Origin of the sequence: Streptomyces sp. NPDC050145 (assembly GCF_044460245.1) — a bacterium.
Classification (GTDB): Bacteria; Actinomycetota; Actinomycetes; order Streptomycetales; family Streptomycetaceae; genus Streptomyces.
Genome location: NZ_JBITJS010000007.1, coordinates 320,723 through 339,171, shown reverse-complemented (window position 1 = coordinate 339,171; position 18,449 = coordinate 320,723). Strand labels below are relative to the sequence as shown.

The following is an 18,449-nucleotide window of genomic DNA, read 5'->3' as shown; positions in this document are numbered from 1 at the left end:
GAACGCGAAAGTCGGCACAAGGTGCCAGCGAAAACGCAGGAAAGGGGCACCCAGTGCCCCTTTCGCCACTACCGCTCACGCGCAGGTCAGGCCCGGGGCGCACACCCGAGGACATGCGTCTTGACGATCTCCGCGATGGCCGGGTCCCGGCGCCGGAACGCGGCGACGATCTCCTCGTGCTCCTCCGCGTACGACTGCTGCACGGTGCCCAGCCAGCGGATGGACAGCGCGGTGAAGACCTCGATGCCGAGCCCCTCCCAGGTGTGCAGCAGCACCGAGTTGTTCGCGGCGCGCACCAGTTCCCGGTGGAAGCCCACCGTGTGCCGCACCTGCCCGGTCCCGTCCGCCTCCTGGTCGGCCCGGTACAGGGCCGCCACGTGCGGCTCCAGGGCCGAGCAGTCCTCGGCCAGGCGCTCGGCGGCCAGCTCGGCCGCGATGGCCTCCAGGCCGGCCCGGACCGGATAGCTTTCCTCCAGGTCGGCCGCCGACAGGTTCCGCACCCGCACGCCCTTGTTCGGCGCCGACTCGATCAGGCGCAGCGACTCCAGCTCCCGCAGCGCCTCCCGCACGGGCGTCTGGCTGACCTCCAGCTCGGTCGCGATGCGTCGCTCCACGATCCGTTCGCCCGGCTTCCAGCGGCCGCTCACGATCCCCTCCACGATGTGCTCGCGGATCTGTTCGCGCAGCGAGTGGACGACGGGCGTGGTCATTGTGGGCTCCTCCGGGAGGCCAAGGACATCGACCACTAGACAATACGGCCGCGCCCCAGGCCAGGAAGGGCGCGAGGGCTTCCGTCGCAGGTGATGCGCGTTACGTGGCACGGTTTGCCATCGATGTGCCGGGCGCGGGCCGCCCTGCCGCGCCGCCCCCGAAACGGCCCAACTCCGGCGCCCACAAGCCCCGTTGGGCCCCGAACCGGCATCGATCGGCGCACCCGCGCCCGGACCCGCCCCGGGGCCCCCGGTGGACACCCGGTGCCCACAGGCTGAGACACCGTCGGTCCCGCCCCGGCCCCGGGGCAGCACGGAGCCCCCGCCCGGAGGTCGGTCTCCGGACGGGGGCTCCGTCGTACTGCTGAGGCGCGCCTGAGCGTCTTACAGGCCCAGCTCGGCGGTGAACTCGCCCGCCTCGAGGAGCTGCTTGACCGTCGTCAGGTAACGGGCCGCGTCGGCGCCGTCCACCAGACGGTGGTCGTAGGAGAGCGTCACGTAGGTCATGTCGCGCACGGCGATCGTGTCACCGAGCTCCGGGTCGGAGACGACGACCGGACGCTTGACCGTGGCACCGATGCCCAGGATGGCGACCTGGTTCGGCGGGACGATGACCGTGTCGAACAGCGCACCGCGCGACCCCGTGTTGGAGATCGTGAAGGTGGCGCCGGCCAGGTCGTCCGGAGCGATCTTGTTCGTACGGACCTTGTTCGCCAGCTCGGCGGTCCGCTTCGCGATACCCGCGATGTTCAGGTCACCCGCGCCCTTGATGACCGGGGTCATCAGGCCCTTCTCCGAGTCGACGGCGATGCCGACGTTCTCCGAGTCGAAGTAGGTGATCGTGCCCTCGTCGTAGTTCAGGCGGGCGTTGATGACCGGGTGGGCCTTCAGCGCCTGGACGGCGGCCTTGACGAAGAACGGCATCGGGGAGAGCTTGACGCCCTCGCGGGCGGCGAAGCCGTCCTTGGCCCGGTTGCGGAGCTTCATCAGCTTGGTGATGTCGACCTCGATGACCGAGGACAGCTGCGCCTGCTCGTGCAGCGCCTTGGTCATGTTGTCCGCGATCGCCTTGCGGATGCGCGGCAGCTTGACCGTCTGGCCACGCAGCGGGGAGACCTCCAGGGCGGGGGCCTTCGGCGCGGCGGCGGCGGCCGGAGCGGCAGCGGCCGGAGCGGCGGCCTTGGCGGCCTCCGCGGCGGCGATGACGTCCTGCTTGCGGATGCGGCCACCGACGCCGGTGCCCTTGACGGTGGACAGGTTCACGCCGTTCTCCGACGCGAGCTTGCGCACCAGCGGGGTCACGTAGGCGCCGTCGTCCACGGGGGACACGGCGGCCGGCGCGGCCGGAGCCGGGGTGACCGGCGCGGGGGCCGGAGCCGGAGCGGCCGGGGCGGCGGGCGCGGCCGGAGCGGCCGGAGCCGCGGGGGCGACCGGAGCCGGAGCGGCGGCGGGAGCGGCCGGGGCAGCCGGAGCGGCGGCCGGGGCAGCGGGCGCGGCCGGGGCGGCGGCGGCCGGAGCGGCACCGGCGGCACCGATCACGGCGAGCTTGGCGCCGACCTCGGCGGTCTCGTCCTCGGCGACGGAGATCTCCAGGAGAACACCGGCGACGGGCGAGGGGATCTCGGTGTCGACCTTGTCGGTCGAGACCTCGAGCAGCGGCTCGTCCTCGGCGACCTCGTCACCGACGGCCTTCAGCCAGCGGGTGACGGTGCCCTCGGTGACCGACTCGCCCAGCGCGGGCAGCACGACGTCGGTACCGGAGGCGGCGCCGGCCGGAGCGGCGGCGGGGGCCTCGGGAGCCGGGGCCGGAGCGGCCTCGGCAGCCGGGGCGGCCGGGGCCGGAGCCTCGGCGGCGGCCGGAGCCGGAGCGGCAGCGGGCGCGCCCGTGCCGTCGTCGATGACGGCCAGCTCGGCGCCGACCTCGACCGTCTCGTCCTCGGCGACCTTGATGGAGGCCAGGATGCCGGCGGCCGGCGAAGGAATCTCGGTGTCGACCTTGTCGGTCGAGACCTCGAGCAGCGGCTCGTCGACCTCGACGCGCTCGCCCTCGGCCTTCAGCCAGCGGGTGACAGTGCCCTCGGTGACGCTCTCACCGAGCGCCGGAAGGGATACGGAAACCGCCATGGTTTCTGTTGCTCCTTACGAATGTGCAATGCGCGGCAACGCAGTGCGGAAGTCTGTGGGGTCGGTCGTCGCGCCCATGCGACAGTGCGACAGGCGGGAACGAGGTCAGTCGTGCGAGTGCAGCGGCTTGCCCGCGAGGGCCAGGTGGGCCTCGCCGAGCGCCTCGTTCTGGGTCGGGTGGGCGTGGATGAGCTGGGCGACCTCGGCCGGCAGCGCTTCCCAGTTGTAGATCAGCTGGGCCTCGCCGACCTGCTCGCCCATCCGGTCGCCGACCATGTGGACGCCGACCACGGCACCGTCCTTGACCTGGACGAGCTTGATCTCGCCCGCGGTCTTCAGGATCTTGGACTTGCCGTTGCCCGCCAGGTTGTACTTCAGGGCGACGACCTTGTCCGCGCCGTAGATCTCCTTGGCCTTGGCCTCGGTGATGCCGACGGAGGCGACCTCCGGGTGGCAGTACGTCACCCGCGGCACACCGTCGTAGTCGATCGGGACGGTCTTGATGCCGGCCAGACGCTCCGCCACCAGGATGCCCTCGGCGAAGCCGACGTGCGCGAGCTGGAGGGTCGGGACGAGGTCACCGACGGCCGAGATGGTCGGCACGTTGGTCTGCATGTACTCGTCGACCAGGACGTAGCCGCGGTCCATCGCGACGCCCTGCTCCTCGTAACCGAGGCCGGCCGAGACGGGGCCACGACCGATGGCGACGAGAAGGACCTCGGCGTCGAAGGTCTTGCCGTCGGCGAGGGTCACGCGGACGCCGTCCTGCGTGTACTCGGCCTTCTCGAAGAAGGTGCCGAGGTTGAACTTGATGCCGCGCTTGCGGAACGCGCGCTCAAGAAGCTTCGAGCTGTTCTCGTCCTCGACCGGGACCAGGTGCTTCAGGCCCTCGACGACCGTGACGTCGGTGCCGAAGGACTTCCACGCCGAGGCGAACTCGACGCCGATGACGCCGCCGCCCAGGATGATCGCGGACTGCGGGACGCGGTCCAGGGTCAGCGCGTGGTCCGAGGAGATGATCCGGTTGCCGTCGATCTCCAGGCCCGGCAGCGACTTCGGCACGGAGCCCGTCGCGAGCAGCACGTGGCGGCCCTGGATGCGCTGGCCGTTCACGTCCACCGAGGTGGGGGAGGACAGCCGGCCCTCGCCCTCGATGTACGTGACCTTGCGGGAGGCGATCAGCCCCTGCAGGCCCTTGTACAGGCCCGAGATGACCTCGTCCTTGTACTTCTGGACGGCGGGCATGTCGATGCCCTCGAAGGTCGCCTTCACGCCGAACTGCTCGGACTCGCGAGCCTGGTCGGCGATCTCACCGGCGTGCAGCAGCGCCTTGGTGGGGATGCAGCCGACGTGCAGGCAGGTGCCGCCGACCTTGTTCTTCTCGATCAGGGCGACATCGAGACCCAGCTGCGCTCCGCGCAGGGCCGCGGCGTAGCCGCCACTGCCACCGCCGAGGATCACTAGGTCGAAAACGGTGCTGGCGTCGTTCGCCACGTCACGTCCTCCATGCATGTGCGCCGTACGCCGGTCTCGCGTGACCGGGCGGCGGCTGGTGTGGCCGCTCTTTGCTTCGGCCCTCGGGTGGGGGCCCTGTCCTGCCGGCACCCATCCTCGCACTTGTCGAAGGAGTGCGGGACGTCGGGCCGGGGTCTGAGACGGCGGTTACACCCGAATCGACCGTACGGGCCTCGGAGGAACCTACGGATTTCGTCGAAAGCGAACGGCCCCGGGCGCTGTGCACCCGGGGCCGAACACGTCGATCACCTGCGAAGGAGCGGGACTCAGCCGAGGTCGCCGGCCGCCGTGCGCTCCGCGAGGCGGACCAGGGTGCGCACCGCGGAACCCGTGCCGCCCTTCGGCGTGTAACCGAACGGGGCGGCCTCGTTGAAGGCCGGGCCCGCGATGTCGAGGTGGGCCCACGTGATGCCCTCGCCGACGAACTCCTGGAGGAACAGACCGGCGACGAGACCGCCGCCCATCCGCTCGCCCATGTTGGCGATGTCGGCGGTGGAGGACTCCATGCCCTTCTTCAGGTCGGCCGGCAGCGGCATCGGCCAGGCCGGCTCGCCCGTCTCCTCGGCGACCTCGTGGATCGACGTACGGAACGCGTCGTCGTTGGCCATGATGCCGAACGTGCGGTTGCCGAGCGCCAGCATCATCGCGCCGGTCAGCGTCGCCACGTCGACGATCGCGTCCGGGTTCTCCTCGGAGGCCTTGGCGATCGCGTCGGCCAGGACCAGACGGCCCTCGGCGTCCGTGTTCAGGACCTCGACGGTCTTGCCCGAGTACATGCGCAGCACGTCGCCCGGGCGGGTGGCGGAACCCGACGGCATGTTCTCGGCGAGCGCCAGCCAGCCCGTCACGTTGACGTCGAGCTTCAGGCGGGCGGCCGTGACGACGGCGGCGAACACGGCGGCGGCGCCGGCCATGTCGCACTTCATCGTCTCGTTGTGCCCGGCCGGCTTCAGGGAGATGCCGCCCGAGTCGTACGTGATGCCCTTGCCGACGAACGCGAGGTGCTTGTCCGCCTTGGAGCTCGTGTACGACAGCTTCACCAGGCGCGGCGTCGCGGCGGAACCGGCGCCGACGCCGAGGATGCCGCCGTAGCCGCCCTTGGCGAGCGCCTTCTCGTCGAGCACCTGCACCTTGATGCCGTGCTCCTTGGCCGCGGCCTGCGCGACGGCGGCGAAGGACTCCGGGTTCAGGTCGTTCGGCGGGGTGTTGACGAGGTCGCGGGCGCGGTTGAGCTCCTCGCCCAGCGCGACGGCGCGCTCGACGGCCGCCTTGAACGCCTTGTCGCGCGGCTTGCCGCCGAGGATCGCGATCTCGGCGAGCGGCGCCTTGCCGTTCTTCTTCGCGTCCTTGGCGGACTCCTTGTAGGCGTCGAAGGAGTACGCGCCGAGCAGCGCGCCCTCCGCGATCGCACCGGCGTCCTCGGCGTCCTCGACGGGGAGGGCGAACGCGGCCTTCTTCGAGCCGGCCAGGGCGCGGGCCGCGACGCCGGCGGCACGCCGCAGCGTCTCGGCGGCGAACACGTCGTCCTTCTCGGGAAGGGCACCGAGACCGACCGCCAGCACGACCGGAGCCTTGACGCCGGACGGCGTGGAGAGCTTGGTCACCTCGCCCTCGGCGCCGGCGGCGCCCAGGGTCTCCAGGACGGAAGCGAGCTTTCCGTCGAACGCCTGGTCCACGGCCTCCGCGCCCGGCGCGACGACCGGGCCCTTGTCGCCCTTCGCGACGCCGACGACGAGCGCGTCGGCGCGGAGGCCGGTGGCCGTAGCGGTGCTGAGAGTCAGAGCAGTCACGGTGGTGAGGTCCCTCTTTCGTTGTCGGGGTCGGGTGGCCCGGACGCGAGCCTACGCCGGTGTCTCACCATGTGACCCGCGGAGGGTGTGCTTACAGCGCAAGTGCTATCAGAGCGGCCGTCGCCGCGACCTCCGCCAGCGCCCCGAAAACATCCCCCGTCACCCCTCCGAACCGCCGCACGCACCGGCGCAGCAGCAACTCCGCCGCACCGCACCCCAGGACGACGGCGGCCGCCCCCGGCAAGGAGACGCCGGCCGTCACCCCGACCACGACCAGGCCCGCCACCAGGGCGGCCCGGGGCCCGACCGTGCCCGCGACCGCCGCGCCGAGCCCCTCGGGGCGGGCCGGCGGGACCCCGGCGCGGGAGGCGAGGGTGAGGGCGAGGCGGGCGGTCACCGCGGCGACGGCCGCCGCGATCGCGCCCCGCGCCCAGGACTCGTCGTAGAGCTGGGCCAGGACGGCCACCTGGGCGAACAGGGCGAGCACGAGGGTGACGACGCCGAACGGGCCGATGTCCGACTGCTTCATGATGCGCAGCGCGTCCTCGGCGGGCTTCCCGCTGCCGAGCCCGTCGGCGACGTCTGCGAGCCCGTCCAGGTGCAGTCCCCGGGTGAGCGCGGCGGGCACCGCGACGGAGGCGACCGCGGCGAGCAGGGGGCCCGCGCCGAGCAGGGTCAGCGCCCCGCCGAGCGCGGCCGCGCACAGCCCCACGACGAGACCGGCGAGCGGGGCGCACAGCATGCCCGTGCGGGCCGCGTCCCGGTCCCAGCGGGTGACGGTGACGGGCAGCACCGTGAGGGTTCCGAAGGCGAAACGTATGCCGTCGGGCAGGAAGGCGCGGGAGTTCACATCGGGCATCGGGGGAGGTTACCCGGACAGGCGACGAGGGCGGGCGGCGCCCGGGGCCCGGCGGCAGGATGGGCCCATGGGCGACTGGTGGTACCGGAACATCACGGAGCCGGGCAAACTCCCGCTGCTCCTCGCGCTGCTGTCCTTCATGGCGACGTTCCTGATCACCCGCACCATCACCCGGCTGATCCGGGCGGGCCGCGGCCCGTTCCGCAACATCACGCCGGGCGGGGTGCACATCCACCACGTGGTGCCCGGGGTCGTGCTCACCGTCGTCGGCGGCTTCGGCGCGGTCGGCAGCGGCCGGCACGGACTCGCCGCATCCCTCTGCGCCGTCGTCTTCGGGATCGGCGCGGGCCTCGTGCTCGACGAGTTCGCCCTGATCCTGCATCTCCAGGACGTGTACTGGAGCGAGCAGGGGCGGCGCAGCGTGGAGGTCGTGGTCCTCGCGTCCGCCCTCGGGCTCCTGGTGATCGGCGGGTTCTCGCCGCTCGGCGTGAACGACATGACGGACCAGGAGCAGAACGACCGGGTCACCCTCGTGTCGACGCTGATCGTCAACTTCACGTTCGTGTTCGTCACGCTGCTCAAGGGCAAGCCCCGGCTCGCGGTCATCGGCGTGCTCGTGCCGTTCGTCGCCTGGTTCGGGGCGCTGCGCCTGGCCCGGCCCGGCTCGTACTGGGCGCGCCGCTGGTACCGGAAGCGGCCCCGCGCCCGTGCCCGGGCCGGCCTGCGGGCCTATCGGCACGAGCGCCGCTGGTCCCGCTTCGACCGCGGCTTCCAGAACCTGATCGGCGGCACCCCGGACCCGGAGCGCAGGCCGCCTCCGTCCTGACGCCGCGCCAGCGCCTCCGCCGCGCACAGCAGGAGCACGGCGCCGATCGCGGCGAGATGCTCCTTGCCGGCGAGGTTCGGCTTGAGCGCGCACTCGACGCACATCGCCACGACGACGCAGGCGGCCGTCCACCGGGCGCGGTGCCGCACGCACACGTACACCGCGAGGCCGACGACCGCCGCCGACGGACCGGTGTCGACGACCCGCGCGTCCGAGGCGGGCAGTCCGAACGGGCTGCCGGGGCCGAGCGCGATGCCGAGCCGCGCGTACAGGGTGCCGATGAGCGTGGCCAGGTAGGCGATGACGAGGGTGCGGGGCCGGCCCAGGCAGATCTCCGCGACGCCGAACACCACCAGGATCTGGCCGAGCGCGCCCCACACCGGCAGGTCGAGGGCCGGGACGAACAGGGAGAGCGGGGTGCGCAGCAGGGCGAGCCACCAGGGGTCGGCGGCCCGCACCGCGCCGACGTCCTGCACGAACCCGTAGCCCCAGGGCCGGTTCTGCACGTACTGGAACGCGGCCGTCAGGCACACCGCGGCGAGCGTCATCGGGACCGCCCGCCACCGGCGGGCCACCAGCCCGTCGCGCACAGCGCGGTACAGCGGGCCCCATTCGCGGTGCGCCCAGCGGCGCACCGCGGTCATCAGTGGTGCTCCAGCCGCCTGCGGCGCAGCCACGAGGGCAGGCCCGGCACCTCGAGGAAGCCCTCGGCGCGGGCCGACGCGATGCCGATGCGCGGCAGGTCGGCGCTCTTCTCGAAGAGGAGGAAGCGGGGTTCCCAGATGGGCCGGTACTTGGCGTTGGCCCGGTAGAGCGATTCGATCTGCCACCACCGCGAGAAGAAGCTGAGCAGCGAGCGCCACAGGCGCAGCACCGGGCCCGCGCCGAGTCGCGAGCCACGTTCGAAGACGGAGCGGAACATCGCGAAGTTCAGCGACACCTGTGTGATCCCGATCTCCTGGGCGCGCTGCAGGAGTTCGATGACCATGAACTCCATCAGGCCGTTCTCCGCGTCCCGGTCACGGCGCATCAGGTCGAGGGAGAGGCCGTTCGGCCCCCACGGCACGAAGGACAGGAGCGCGCGCAACTCACCCTCGCCGTCCGAGCATTCGAGCATCACGCACTGCCCGTCGTGCGGGTCGCCGAGCCGGCCCAGCGCCATCGAGAAGCCGCGCTCGGTGGCGCCGTCGCGCCAGTCGTCCGCCCGCTTCAGCAGGCGCTCCATCTCCGCCGCGGGGATGTCCTCGTGGCGGCGGATGCGGACCGTGTAGCCGGCCCGCTTGACGCGGTTGAAGGCCTGGCGGACGGTGCGCATCGCCCGCCCCTCCAGGGTGAACTCCTTCGTCTCCACGAGGGCTTCGTCGCCGAGCTCCAGGGCGTCGAGGCCGTGCCGGGCGTAGATCGTGCCGGCCTCCTCGCTCGCGCCCATCACGGCCGGGAGCCAGCCGTGCGCCCGCGCCTCGGCGAGCCAGGGCTCGATCGCGCCGGGCCACGCCTCGGGGTCGCCGATCGGGTCGCCGGAGGCGAGCGAGACACCGCTGACGACGCGGTAGGTGACGGCGGCCTTGCCGGTCGGCGACCACACGACGCTCTTGTCGCGGCGCAGCGCGAAGTAGCCGAGCGAGTCCCGCTCGCCCTCCTTGTCGAGCAGGTTGCGCAGCTTCTCCTCGTCCTCGGGGGAGAGGGGGTCGACGGCGCGGCGGGAGCGGAACGCGGCGTAGACGACGGCGATCAGCAGGGCGGTGGACAGGATGTTGATGACGACGTTGACCCAGTTCGGGGTGGAGATCCCGGCGTAGTGCGCGTCGTTCGAGGCGACCGACAGCATGCGCAGGGTGCCGTAGCGCCAGCGCTCCAGGAACGTCGAACGGTGCTCGTCGTGGGCGTGGTTGGTGACCGTCACCAGGAACGTGGCGAAGAGCGAGGTGACCAGCAGGCCGACGGCCGCGACGACCGCCGCCAGCTTGGGGTTCGACCGGTCGCCCTTCGCGTAGAACTCGCGCCGCCCGACGATCAGCGCCGCCACGAACAGGGCGGTCAGCACGAGCGAGATCCAGTTCTGGGCGTGTCCGCGGACCTCGGGGAAGAACATCACCAGGGCGAACAGCACGAGGAACAGGCCGCTCAGCACCAGGTTGAGGATCCACGCGGCCCGCTTGCGGCGGCGCATCGTGATGGCGAGGAACGCGGCCACCAGCGCCGAGGAGAAGCCGGCCGCCAGCAGGTACGGAGTGAAGTAGTTCTCCGAGTTGTGGCGGCGCAGGTCCTGTCCGAACGAGACCCAGACCGCGCTCAGCAGGTTGATGAACGTGACGACCCGGAGATACCAGACCGTGAAGCCCGCGGCGCGGCGCGAGGCGGGTGTGCTTGTCGTGACGGCTGCTCCCATGCGGGCGAGCATATTGCGGGTATTTGTCCAGTCCGGCCAGCGGCGCGGTGCCGTTTCCGGGCGCGACCGGCCACGAGAAAGCCGCGGACGCGTCCGCTCGTGAGTGAGCGGATGCGTCCGCGGCTTGTCGTGACGCTCAGCTCTGAAGCGGCAGTTCAGGCAGTTCGGGCTGTTCCGGCAGCTCAGGCAGCTCAGGCAGTTCGGCGGCGAGGGACGCGGCGGCCTGGACCAGCGGCAGCGCCAACAGGCCCCCCGTGGCCCCGCCCAGCCGAATGCCCTGATCGAGCAGCGGATCCATCGCCATCCGGTCGAACGCCTTCGCCTGCGCCGGCTCCCCGCTGGCATGCCCCGCGAGCCACCAGTCGGGCGCCCGGAACGCGACCCGCTGCCCCACCAGCGCGCAGGCAGCCGAGACGACCCCGTCCAGAATCACGGGAGTGCGCCGCACCGCGCACTGCAACAGGAACCCGGTGGCGGCGGCCAGATCCGCCCCGCCCACCGTCGCCAGCAACTGCAACTGGTCGCCCAGCACCGGCCGCGCCCGCCGCAGGGCGTCCCGCACGGCCGCGCACTTGCGCATCCACGCCAGGTCGTCGATGGGATCACCGCCGCGCCCCGTGACGACCGACGCGTCCGTGCCGCACAGCGCCGCGATCAGCGTGGCCGCCGCCGTCGTGCCGCCCACGCTGAGATCGCCGAGCACCACCAGATCCGTACCGGAGTCCGCCTCCTCGTCGGCGACGGCCATGCCCGCGCGGAACGCGGCCTCCGCCTCCTCAAGGCCGAGCGCGTCCTCGATGTCGATGCGCCCGGAGCCGCGCCGCACCCGGCGGTCCTCGACGCCCTTCGGCAGCTCGTCCGGCTCGCAGTCCAGGGACAGGTCGACGATCCGTACGCCCACGTCGAGCCGCCGGGCGAGGACCGCCCCCGCGGACGCGCCCTCGAGGAGCTCGCGCACCAGTTCCGTGGCGCTGCCCGCGGGCCGCTTCGACACCTCGAGCTCCGCGATCCCGTGGTCGCCCGCGAACACGACCACGCGCGGCCGGGCCACCGGCCGTACGGGCACGGCACCCTGGGCGGCCGAGAGCCATTCGCCCAGTTCGTCGAGGCGGCCGAGGGCGCCGGGCGGCACGGCCTGTCGGGCCCTGCGCTCCTCGGCGTCACGGCGGGTCCCGCCGTCCGGGCGCTCGATCAGATCGGTGAAGTCGTCGAGATTCAGCGAGCTCATTCGCCGAACAGTACCGGCCCCGTCGAGCCCTGCCGCCGGGCGGGCGACGCACCGACTTCACAGCGTCGTTGCATCGCCCTTCCCGATCCTTTACGTTCCGGTTTGTGTCGGATTGTCGTACCACGGCCCAGGTGGTGGCGGAGCGCCGCCCCGCCTACCTCAGCGAGCTCGCCCAGGGCACCGAGCGCTTCCACGAACCGCGCCGCCCCGACTGCCCCTGGTGCGGCTCCACCCGACTGCGCACCCGGCTGCGCACCACCGACCTCCTCCAGCACAAGCCCGGCAGCTTCACCGTCGACCAGTGCCGGGCCTGCGCCCACTCGTTCCAGAACCCGCGGCTGACTCCCGAGGGCCTCGACTTCTACCACCGCGACTTCTACGACGGGCTGCGTGCCGAACACATGCGGCGCGTCCCGGGCGCCCGCGGCGACACCCGCCGTCACCGGGAGCGGGCCCGCGCCCTGGCCCGGCACATCGAACCCGAGAGCTGGCTCGACGTCGGCACCGGGAACGGGGAGTTCCCCGCCGCCGCCCGCGAGGAGCTGCCCTACACCGCGTTCGACGGGGCCGACGTCGGGGCCGGGATCGCCGAGGCGCGGCGCGAGGGGCGGGTCGACGAGGCCCACGAGGGGAGGCTCGCGGAACTCGTGCCGCGGCTCGCCGGGCGGTACGACGCGCTCAGCATGCTCCACCATCTCGAACACACCCCGGACCCGCGGGCGGAGCTGCGGGCCGCGCGGCGGGTGCTGCGGCCCGGCGGGCATCTCCTCCTCGAACTGCCCGATCCCGAGTGCCGGTACGCCCATCTCCTCGGCCGCTGGTGGGTCTCCTACTTCCAGCCGCAGCACCTGCACTTCATTCCGCTCGCCAACCTGCGGGCCGAACTCGCGGCGCTGGGCTTCACGGTCGTCGGGGTCGACCGGCGGGCGGCGCATGTGCCGCGGGATCTGACGGCGGCCTGTGCGCTGTTCCTGGAGCGGTGGTCGCCCCGGGCCGACGAGCCCTGGCGGACCTCGGCGCCGACGGGGCTCCAGCGGGGGGTTCGCTCCGCTCTGACCCGGGCGAGTGTGCCGGCCCTGTTGTCGGCGCGGGTCGCCGACCGGGCCCTGGCTCCGCTGATCTCCCGAAGCCCTTACGCGAACGCGTACCGGGTGATCGCCCGCCGTAACTCCGACCCGTCGTCGTGATCCGCGGCCCCGGTGGGGCTTCTCGCGCAGTTCCCCGCGCCCCTGAAATGCAGACGCTTCGCGTCGCATTTCCCCGACGTGTCAGCGCCCCTGAGATGGCGCACGAAGTGCGCATCTCAGGGGCGCGGGGAACTGCGCGAGAAGCCCCACCGGGCCGCACCCCGCCGACGAAACCGATCAACCCCGCAACGGAAGCGCCTGCCCCGCCACCACCAACAGAACGTGCTCGCACTCGCCCGCGAACGCCGCGTTCAACCGCCCGAGCTCATCCCGGTACCGGCGCCCGGAGGCGGTCGCCGGCACGATCCCGGATCCGACCTCGTTGGACACGGCCACCACGACCCGCCGAGTCGCCCGCACCGCCCCCACCAGCTCGGCCACGCGCGAGCGAAGCGTCTTCTCCCCGCCGTCCGCCCACTCCGCGTCGTCCCAGGCCCCGACCTCGTCCATCGCGTAGGTCAGCCACAGCGACAGGCAGTCGATCAGCAGCGGCGCGTCGTCGTCCGGGTCGGTGAGCAGCGGCACCAGATCGCAGGTCTCCGAGGTGCGCCACGAGCCGGGCCGCCGCTCCCGGTGCAGAGCGACCCGCTGCGCCCACTCCGTGTCCCCGCCCCGCGTCCCGCCCGTCGCCACGTACAGGACGTCGGGGAACGCCTCCAGGCGCCGTTCCGCCTCCACCGACTTCCCGGACCGCGCCCCGCCGAGCACCAGCGTCCGGCGCGGCACGTCCGGCACCTCCTCGTACGCCCCGACGACCAGCGTCGTACCGTCCGACACGGCCCGCGCCCCGGCCGCCGCGAGCCGCCGCGCCAGCTCCGCGCCCGGCGGCACGTCGTGGTCGAGGTGGACGGCGAGCACGTCCGTGGTGGGGCCGATCGCCCCGGCCGAGCGCAGCCGAGCCAGCGCGTCGGGCCGCCCGATCACATCGGCGATCACCATCTCGTACGGGGTGCGCACCGCCTCCAGGCCCGAGGGCGCGGCCCCCGGCGGCAGGTACAGCAGCCGCTCGCCCTCCGGCCCCGCCACCTCGTACCCGGTGCCCGGAGCGTCCAGCGCCAGGGCCCGTACGCGATGCCCGGTGAGCAGCGCCAGCTCGCGCCCGTCCGGCACCCGGCCCGGGGTCGGCAGCCCGGCCGGCACCTCGACGGCGGGCCCGTCGTGCGGATGGGAGAGCAGCACCTGCCGCACCCCGCCGAGGCTGTGCCCCGCGCGGGCCGCGGCGAACGCGGCGCCCGGCGTCAGGTCGAGCAGCAGCGTGCCGTCGATCAGCAGCGCCGTCGCGGCCCGTGCGTGCGGGCCGAGCGCGGCCGCGCAGGCGGCACAGGGACAGTCGGGGCGGGGCAGCCCCTCGGGGGCGCCGGTGCCGAGCAGAGTGAGTTCCACACCAAGATCCTCCCGCGCCCCCGTGACGTACGCGCGCCCGGCTAGTCTTCCAGGGACATCGCTCGGCGCACAGAGCGAGCGACGGTGACAGAACGCATCGGACATCCGGTACGCGGGAGGCTGACACATGGCGGCATGGACGTGGCGGTTCGAGAAGGCCGACGGGACCGAGGTGGCCCCGGCGGTGGAGCCCGAGGAGTTCACGACGCAAGGGGACGCCGAGTCCTGGATCGGTGAGTACTGGAAGGAGCTCGCCGAGGGCGGCGCCGACCAGGTCCACCTCTTCGAGGACACGACCGAGATCTACGGCCCGATGAGCCTGCACGCGGAGGACGCGGCCGCGCCGCAGGACTGACCCGACCGGTGCCGGGCGCCCGCCACGGCCGCGCCCGGCACCGCGGATCCCGAAGGACGGTCACATCTCGCCGAGCGTGACCGTCGTCTTCTTGTCGGCGCCGTCCCGGGTGTACGTCACGGAGACCTTGTCGCCGGGCTTCTCCTCCGCCAGCGCCTCCGCCAGGGACTGCGTCGTCGTCACGTCCGTGTCGCCGATCCGCACGATGACGTCGCCGGGCCGGATGCCGGCCTGCTGCGCGGCCCCGCCGTCCGTCACCTCGACCACGCCGACCCCGGCCGGCCGGTACCCGTCGTCGAGGACCGAGCGGCCCTTGATGCCGAGCGCCGCCCGCCCCGAGTCCGTCACCCTGCCGTCCTCGAGCACCTGGCCGGCGACGGTCGTGACCATCGACGCGGGGATCGCGAAACCGATGCCGGGTGCCGCGCTGCCGCCCAGGCCGGGGTCGGTCGCCGCGAGCGTGGGGATGCCGACGACCTCCCCGTCGAGATTCACCAGGGCGCCGCCGCTGTTGCCGGGGTTGATCGCCGCCGAGGTCTGCACCATGTTCGCGATCGTCGCGCCGGTGCCGCCGCCGGACCGGCCCTCGCTCACAGTGCGGCCGGTCGCCGACACGATGCCCTGGGTGACGCTCGACGACAGGCCGAGCGGCGAACCCATCGCCAGCACGATCTGCCCGACCGCGACCTTCGAGGAGTCCGAGAACCTCGCCGGCTCCATCGGGTCCGGCACCTTGTCCAGCTTGATCACCGCGAGGTCCTGCTCGGGGTACGAGTAGACGAGCCTCGCCGAGAGTTCCTCGGTGCTGTTGGCCGTCGTCACCCGGAACGTCTTCTCGTCACCGACCACATGGGCGTTCGTGACGATGTGCCCCTTGTCGTCGTACACGACCCCGGAGCCGAGATCCGACGAGGCCTGGATCTGCACGACCGACGGCAGGACCTTCTTGATCACCCGCATGTAGTCGTCCTGCAGGCTGTCGCCGGCCTTCTTCTGCTGTTCGACCGGCACGGCGGCCCGCGCCGTCGAGCGCGCCGCCCCCTCGGACCCTGAGCACCCGGACAGCAGGACCCCGACGCACAGCACCCCGGACAGCGGAAGAGCGAGGCGCGGCGTGCGCGCGCGAAAGACGTTCATGCCCGGATTGTCACGTTCGTACGAGAGGGCTCGCGCGTCCTGCACCGCCGAACGAGCCGACGCCCACCGGACGCCGGCCCTCCTCGGACAGGTCCTAGCCGCGCACTCCGCACAGGTGCAGCAGCGCCGCCACCCGCCGGTACGGCTCCGTGCGGCCCGCCCGCTCCTCGGCGGCGAGCAGCGTCTGCAGCTCGCCCCGCTGCTCGGGCACCACCGGGCCGTCGGCCGCCTGGTCCGTGAAGACCCGCACCCCGTACCAGGCGTGCAGCGGGGCCCCGATCCCGGCGAGTGTCGAGGTCAGGGTGTCGAGCCGGTCCGCCCGCACGTCCAGGCCCAGCCGGTTCGCGTACATCGTCGAGTCGAAGGCGCCGAGGGCCGTGACCCAGTCACCGGCCAGGCCGGGCCGCATCGCCAGCGCGTCCGCGTTGCGCACGAGCAGCGACAGGAGGCCGCCCGGGGCCAGCATCCGCGCCAGACCCGCGAGCAGCGCGTCCGGGTCCTCCACGTACATCAGGACGCCGTGACAGAGCACGACGTCGAAGCTGCCGGGCAGGAAGTGCACGCCGGTGTCCCGGCCATCGCCCTCGACGAGCCGGACCCGCTCGCGCACCCCCTCCGGCTCCGCGGCGAGCGCCTGGCGCGCCGCGGCCACCATCGTCGGATCCTGCTCCACACCGGTCACCTTGTGACCGGCCCGGGCCAGGCGCAGCGCCTGCGTGCCCTGGCCCATGCCCACGTCGAGCACGCGCAGTCGCCGCCCCACGGGGAAGCGCCCGGCTATCTGCTCGTCGAGCTGCCGGGCCACCAGCTCCTGCCGTACGACGTTCCGCAGACCGCCCAGCTTGTCCAGCCAGGCCTGCGGGGCGTCCCCGGCGAAGGCCTCGGTGCTCAGGGCCGCTCCCCGCGCTTGACCTGGGGCTTGGGCAGCCGCAGCCGCTTCATCTGGAGGGTGCGCATCAGCGCGTAGGCGACGGCGCCCTTGCGCGGCTGGTCGGGGAACTTCTCCGCCAGCAGCTTCTTCAGGCGCAGGCCCGTGATGACCGAGTCGATCACGATCGCGACGATCACGAAGAGCCACAGCCACAGCGCGATGGCCTGCAGCGAGCCCACGCGGACCATGCTCAGGACGAGGATGATCACCGCCATCGGCAGGAAGTACTCGGCGATGCTGAAACGCGAGTCGACGAAGTCGCGCGCGTACTTGCGCACCGGTCCCTTGTCACGGGCCGGCAGATAACGCTCGTCGCCGCTGGCGAGGGCGGCGCGCTGGCGCTCCATCGCGGTGCGGCGCTCCTCGCGCGAACGCGAGCGGGCCTCCTTCGGCGACATCTTGGTGTTGGCCACGCTGCGGCGCTGCGACTGGGCCGCGCTGCGCTTGGGCGTGGGGCGGCCCTTGGGCGCCTGCGGGTCTCGGGTCTGCTTGGACGCGTCGGAGGCGGTCACCGGGGCCTTGTCGGCCGGCGCCTTGTCGTCCTTGGATCGGCTACGGAACACAAAGACCAAGGGTACGTGCTGGACGTGCATGGACCACAGGCCCATGGGGAACGATCCGGCAACACCCTGCGTCCTTACCCCGTGACAGGGGCACGGGACCCCGAGGGGAGAAGGGGGCTCCCTACTCCCTGCGCGGGACCCGGAGCAGGACGCAGTCGTCCTCGGGGATGAGCGCATCCGTACCTGAACAGTGCGGTAATAGAGGCAGGACCCGTACTGTGGGTTCTGTCGCAGTGCTGGAGCTGAAGTCGGTCAGAAGGGGGCGCGCGAAGCCCATGAGCGGTGTCATGAAGCGTATGGGGATGATCTTCCGCGCGAAGGCGAACAAGGCCCTTGACCGGGCCGAGGACCCTCGCGAGACCCTCGATTACTCGTACCAGAAGCAGCTGGAGCTGCTGCAGAAGGTGCGCCGCGGTGTCGCCGACGTGGCGACGAGCCGCAAGCGACTGGAACTGCAGCTCAACCAGCTCCAGGGCCAGTCCTCCAAGCTGGAGGACCAGGGCCGCAAGGCGCTCGCGCTCGGCCGTGAGGACCTCGCCCGCGAGGCCCTCTCCCGCCGTGCCGCGCTCCAGCAGCAGGTCACGGACCTGGAGACGCAGCACCAGACGCTCCAGGGCGAGGAGGAGAAGCTCACCCTCGCGGCCCAGCGACTCCAGGCCAAGGTGGACGCCTTCCGCACCAAGAAGGAGACCATCAAGGCGACCTACACGGCGGCCCAGGCGCAGACCCGGATCGGTGAGGCCTTCTCCGGCATCTCCGAGGAGATGGGCGACGTCGGCCTCGCGATCCAGCGCGCCGAGGACAAGACCGCACAGCTGCAGGCCCGCGCCGGCGCGATCGACGAGCTGCTCGCCTCCGGCGCCCTCGACGACCCCTCCGGTCTCGCCAAGGACGACATCCAGAGCGAGCTGGACCGGCTCTCCGGTGGTACGGATGTAGAGCTGGAGCTGCAGCGCATGAAGGCCGAGCTCGCCGGTGGTTCCTCCTCGTCCCAGCAGGCGATCGAGGGCGGCCAGGGCCAGGGCCAGCAGAGCGGGCAGCAGCAGGACACTCCGCGCTTCGACAAGCAGTAGCTTCGAGAGGCCGCATCGCCTACGAGGAGGGCGCTCGTCATGATCGTACGGATCATGGGGGAGGGGCAGGTGAGGCTGGCGGACGACCAGCTCACCGAGCTCAACAAGCTGGACGACGAACTCCTCGCCGAGATGGAGAGCGGCGACGAGCCGGGCTTCCGCCAGACTCTGGCCGCCCTCCTCGACGCCGTCCGCCGGCTCGGCACCCCGCTGCCGGACGACTCCCTGGAGCCCTCCGAGCTGATCCTCCCGGCGCCCGACGCCTCGCTCGAGGAGGTCAGGGCCATGCTCTCCGACGACGGGCTCATTCCTGGCTGATCCCGGGCAGGTTTCCGGGAGATTCCCGGCGGACCCTCCCCACCCGGCCGACGAGCGGGGA

General features: G+C 72.4%; 17 protein-coding genes. 5 read left to right on the top strand and 12 right to left on the bottom strand.

The annotated features are described in order from the left end of the window. Positions 1 to 86: 86 nt before the first annotated feature. The 5 genes from ACIBTU_RS16810 to cobS form a co-directional block, all read right to left on the bottom strand. The gene (locus ACIBTU_RS16810) at positions 87 to 710 is read right to left on the bottom strand and encodes a GntR family transcriptional regulator (RefSeq protein ID WP_399126928.1); all 624 of its coding nucleotides are present in this window, start codon (positions 708 to 710) and stop codon (positions 87 to 89) included. A 384-nt stretch (positions 711 to 1,094) separates the two neighbouring features. Next, a complete protein-coding gene (gene sucB / locus ACIBTU_RS16805; RefSeq protein WP_399126927.1) occupies positions 1,095 to 2,834 on the bottom strand; it encodes a 2-oxoglutarate dehydrogenase, E2 component, dihydrolipoamide succinyltransferase in 1,740 nt (579 codons plus the stop codon). Between the two features lie 105 nt (positions 2,835 to 2,939). Next, positions 2,940 to 4,328, bottom strand: coding sequence for a dihydrolipoyl dehydrogenase (gene lpdA / locus ACIBTU_RS16800; RefSeq protein WP_399126926.1), 1,389 nt, complete (start codon positions 4,326 to 4,328; stop codon positions 2,940 to 2,942). Positions 4,329 to 4,615: 287 nt separating this feature from the next. Continuing rightward, entirely contained in the window at positions 4,616 to 6,139 is a 1,524-nt protein-coding gene (locus ACIBTU_RS16795) for a leucyl aminopeptidase (RefSeq protein ID WP_399126924.1), read from the bottom strand. A 91-nt stretch (positions 6,140 to 6,230) separates the two neighbouring features. After that, positions 6,231 to 6,998, bottom strand: a complete 768-nt coding sequence (cobS, locus tag ACIBTU_RS16790; protein WP_399126923.1) for an adenosylcobinamide-GDP ribazoletransferase — start codon at positions 6,996 to 6,998, stop codon at positions 6,231 to 6,233. 67 nt (positions 6,999 to 7,065) lie between these two features. On the opposite strand from cobS, the gene ACIBTU_RS16785 reads away from it, so the two are divergent. Continuing rightward, positions 7,066 to 7,824 carry a hypothetical protein gene (locus tag ACIBTU_RS16785; RefSeq protein ID WP_399126922.1) on the top strand — a complete coding sequence of 253 codons (759 nt, stop codon included), beginning with the start codon at positions 7,066 to 7,068 and terminating at the stop codon, positions 7,822 to 7,824. Here ACIBTU_RS16785 and ACIBTU_RS16780 read toward each other — a convergent pair. From ACIBTU_RS16780 to cobT, 3 genes are all read right to left on the bottom strand, one after another. After that, entirely contained in the window at positions 7,728 to 8,468 is a 741-nt protein-coding gene (locus ACIBTU_RS16780; RefSeq protein ID WP_399126921.1) for a hypothetical protein, read from the bottom strand. The genes ACIBTU_RS16785 and ACIBTU_RS16780 overlap by 97 nt on opposite strands. Then, entirely contained in the window at positions 8,468 to 10,213 is a 1,746-nt protein-coding gene (locus tag ACIBTU_RS16775; protein ID WP_399126919.1) for a phosphatidylglycerol lysyltransferase domain-containing protein, read from the bottom strand. Before ACIBTU_RS16775 ends, ACIBTU_RS16780 begins: the two co-directional genes overlap by 1 nt. A gap of 136 nt (positions 10,214 to 10,349) precedes the next feature. Beyond that, complete coding sequence (gene cobT, locus ACIBTU_RS16770) at positions 10,350 to 11,441, bottom strand: nicotinate-nucleotide--dimethylbenzimidazole phosphoribosyltransferase (protein ID WP_399126918.1); 1,092 nt, start codon at positions 11,439 to 11,441, stop codon at positions 10,350 to 10,352. A 104-nt stretch (positions 11,442 to 11,545) separates the two neighbouring features. Between cobT and ACIBTU_RS16765 the strand changes: the two genes are divergently transcribed. After that, the gene (locus ACIBTU_RS16765; RefSeq protein ID WP_399126917.1) at positions 11,546 to 12,628 is read left to right on the top strand and encodes a class I SAM-dependent methyltransferase; all 1,083 of its coding nucleotides are present in this window, start codon (positions 11,546 to 11,548) and stop codon (positions 12,626 to 12,628) included. Between the two features lie 177 nt (positions 12,629 to 12,805). Here the strand turns inward: ACIBTU_RS16765 and ACIBTU_RS16760 are convergent, their stop codons facing one another. Continuing rightward, the gene (locus ACIBTU_RS16760) at positions 12,806 to 14,011 is read right to left on the bottom strand and encodes a bifunctional adenosylcobinamide kinase/adenosylcobinamide-phosphate guanylyltransferase (protein ID WP_399126916.1); all 1,206 of its coding nucleotides are present in this window, start codon (positions 14,009 to 14,011) and stop codon (positions 12,806 to 12,808) included. A 127-nt stretch (positions 14,012 to 14,138) separates the two neighbouring features. Between ACIBTU_RS16760 and ACIBTU_RS16755 the strand changes: the two genes are divergently transcribed. Next, complete coding sequence (locus ACIBTU_RS16755; protein WP_399126915.1) at positions 14,139 to 14,366, top strand: hypothetical protein; 228 nt, start codon at positions 14,139 to 14,141, stop codon at positions 14,364 to 14,366. 60 nt (positions 14,367 to 14,426) lie between these two features. Here the strand turns inward: ACIBTU_RS16755 and ACIBTU_RS16750 are convergent, their stop codons facing one another. The 3 genes from ACIBTU_RS16750 to ACIBTU_RS16740 form a co-directional block, all read right to left on the bottom strand. Beyond that, the gene (locus ACIBTU_RS16750) at positions 14,427 to 15,503 is read right to left on the bottom strand and encodes a S1C family serine protease (protein ID WP_399126913.1); all 1,077 of its coding nucleotides are present in this window, start codon (positions 15,501 to 15,503) and stop codon (positions 14,427 to 14,429) included. 94 nt (positions 15,504 to 15,597) lie between these two features. Continuing rightward, positions 15,598 to 16,308 carry a class I SAM-dependent methyltransferase gene (locus ACIBTU_RS16745; RefSeq protein ID WP_399126911.1) on the bottom strand — a complete coding sequence of 237 codons (711 nt, stop codon included), beginning with the start codon at positions 16,306 to 16,308 and terminating at the stop codon, positions 15,598 to 15,600. 83 nt (positions 16,309 to 16,391) lie between these two features. Next, entirely contained in the window at positions 16,392 to 17,042 is a 651-nt protein-coding gene (locus ACIBTU_RS16740) for a DUF3043 domain-containing protein (protein WP_399126910.1), read from the bottom strand. A gap of 230 nt (positions 17,043 to 17,272) precedes the next feature. Between ACIBTU_RS16740 and ACIBTU_RS16735 the strand changes: the two genes are divergently transcribed. Then, the gene (locus ACIBTU_RS16735; RefSeq protein WP_399126908.1) at positions 17,273 to 18,070 is read left to right on the top strand and encodes a PspA/IM30 family protein; all 798 of its coding nucleotides are present in this window, start codon (positions 17,273 to 17,275) and stop codon (positions 18,068 to 18,070) included. A gap of 39 nt (positions 18,071 to 18,109) precedes the next feature. Then, positions 18,110 to 18,388 (top strand): hypothetical protein, encoded by a 279-nt coding sequence (locus tag ACIBTU_RS16730; RefSeq protein ID WP_399126906.1) that lies wholly within the window; start codon positions 18,110 to 18,112, stop codon positions 18,386 to 18,388. The last annotated feature ends 61 nt before the right edge of the window (positions 18,389 to 18,449 follow it).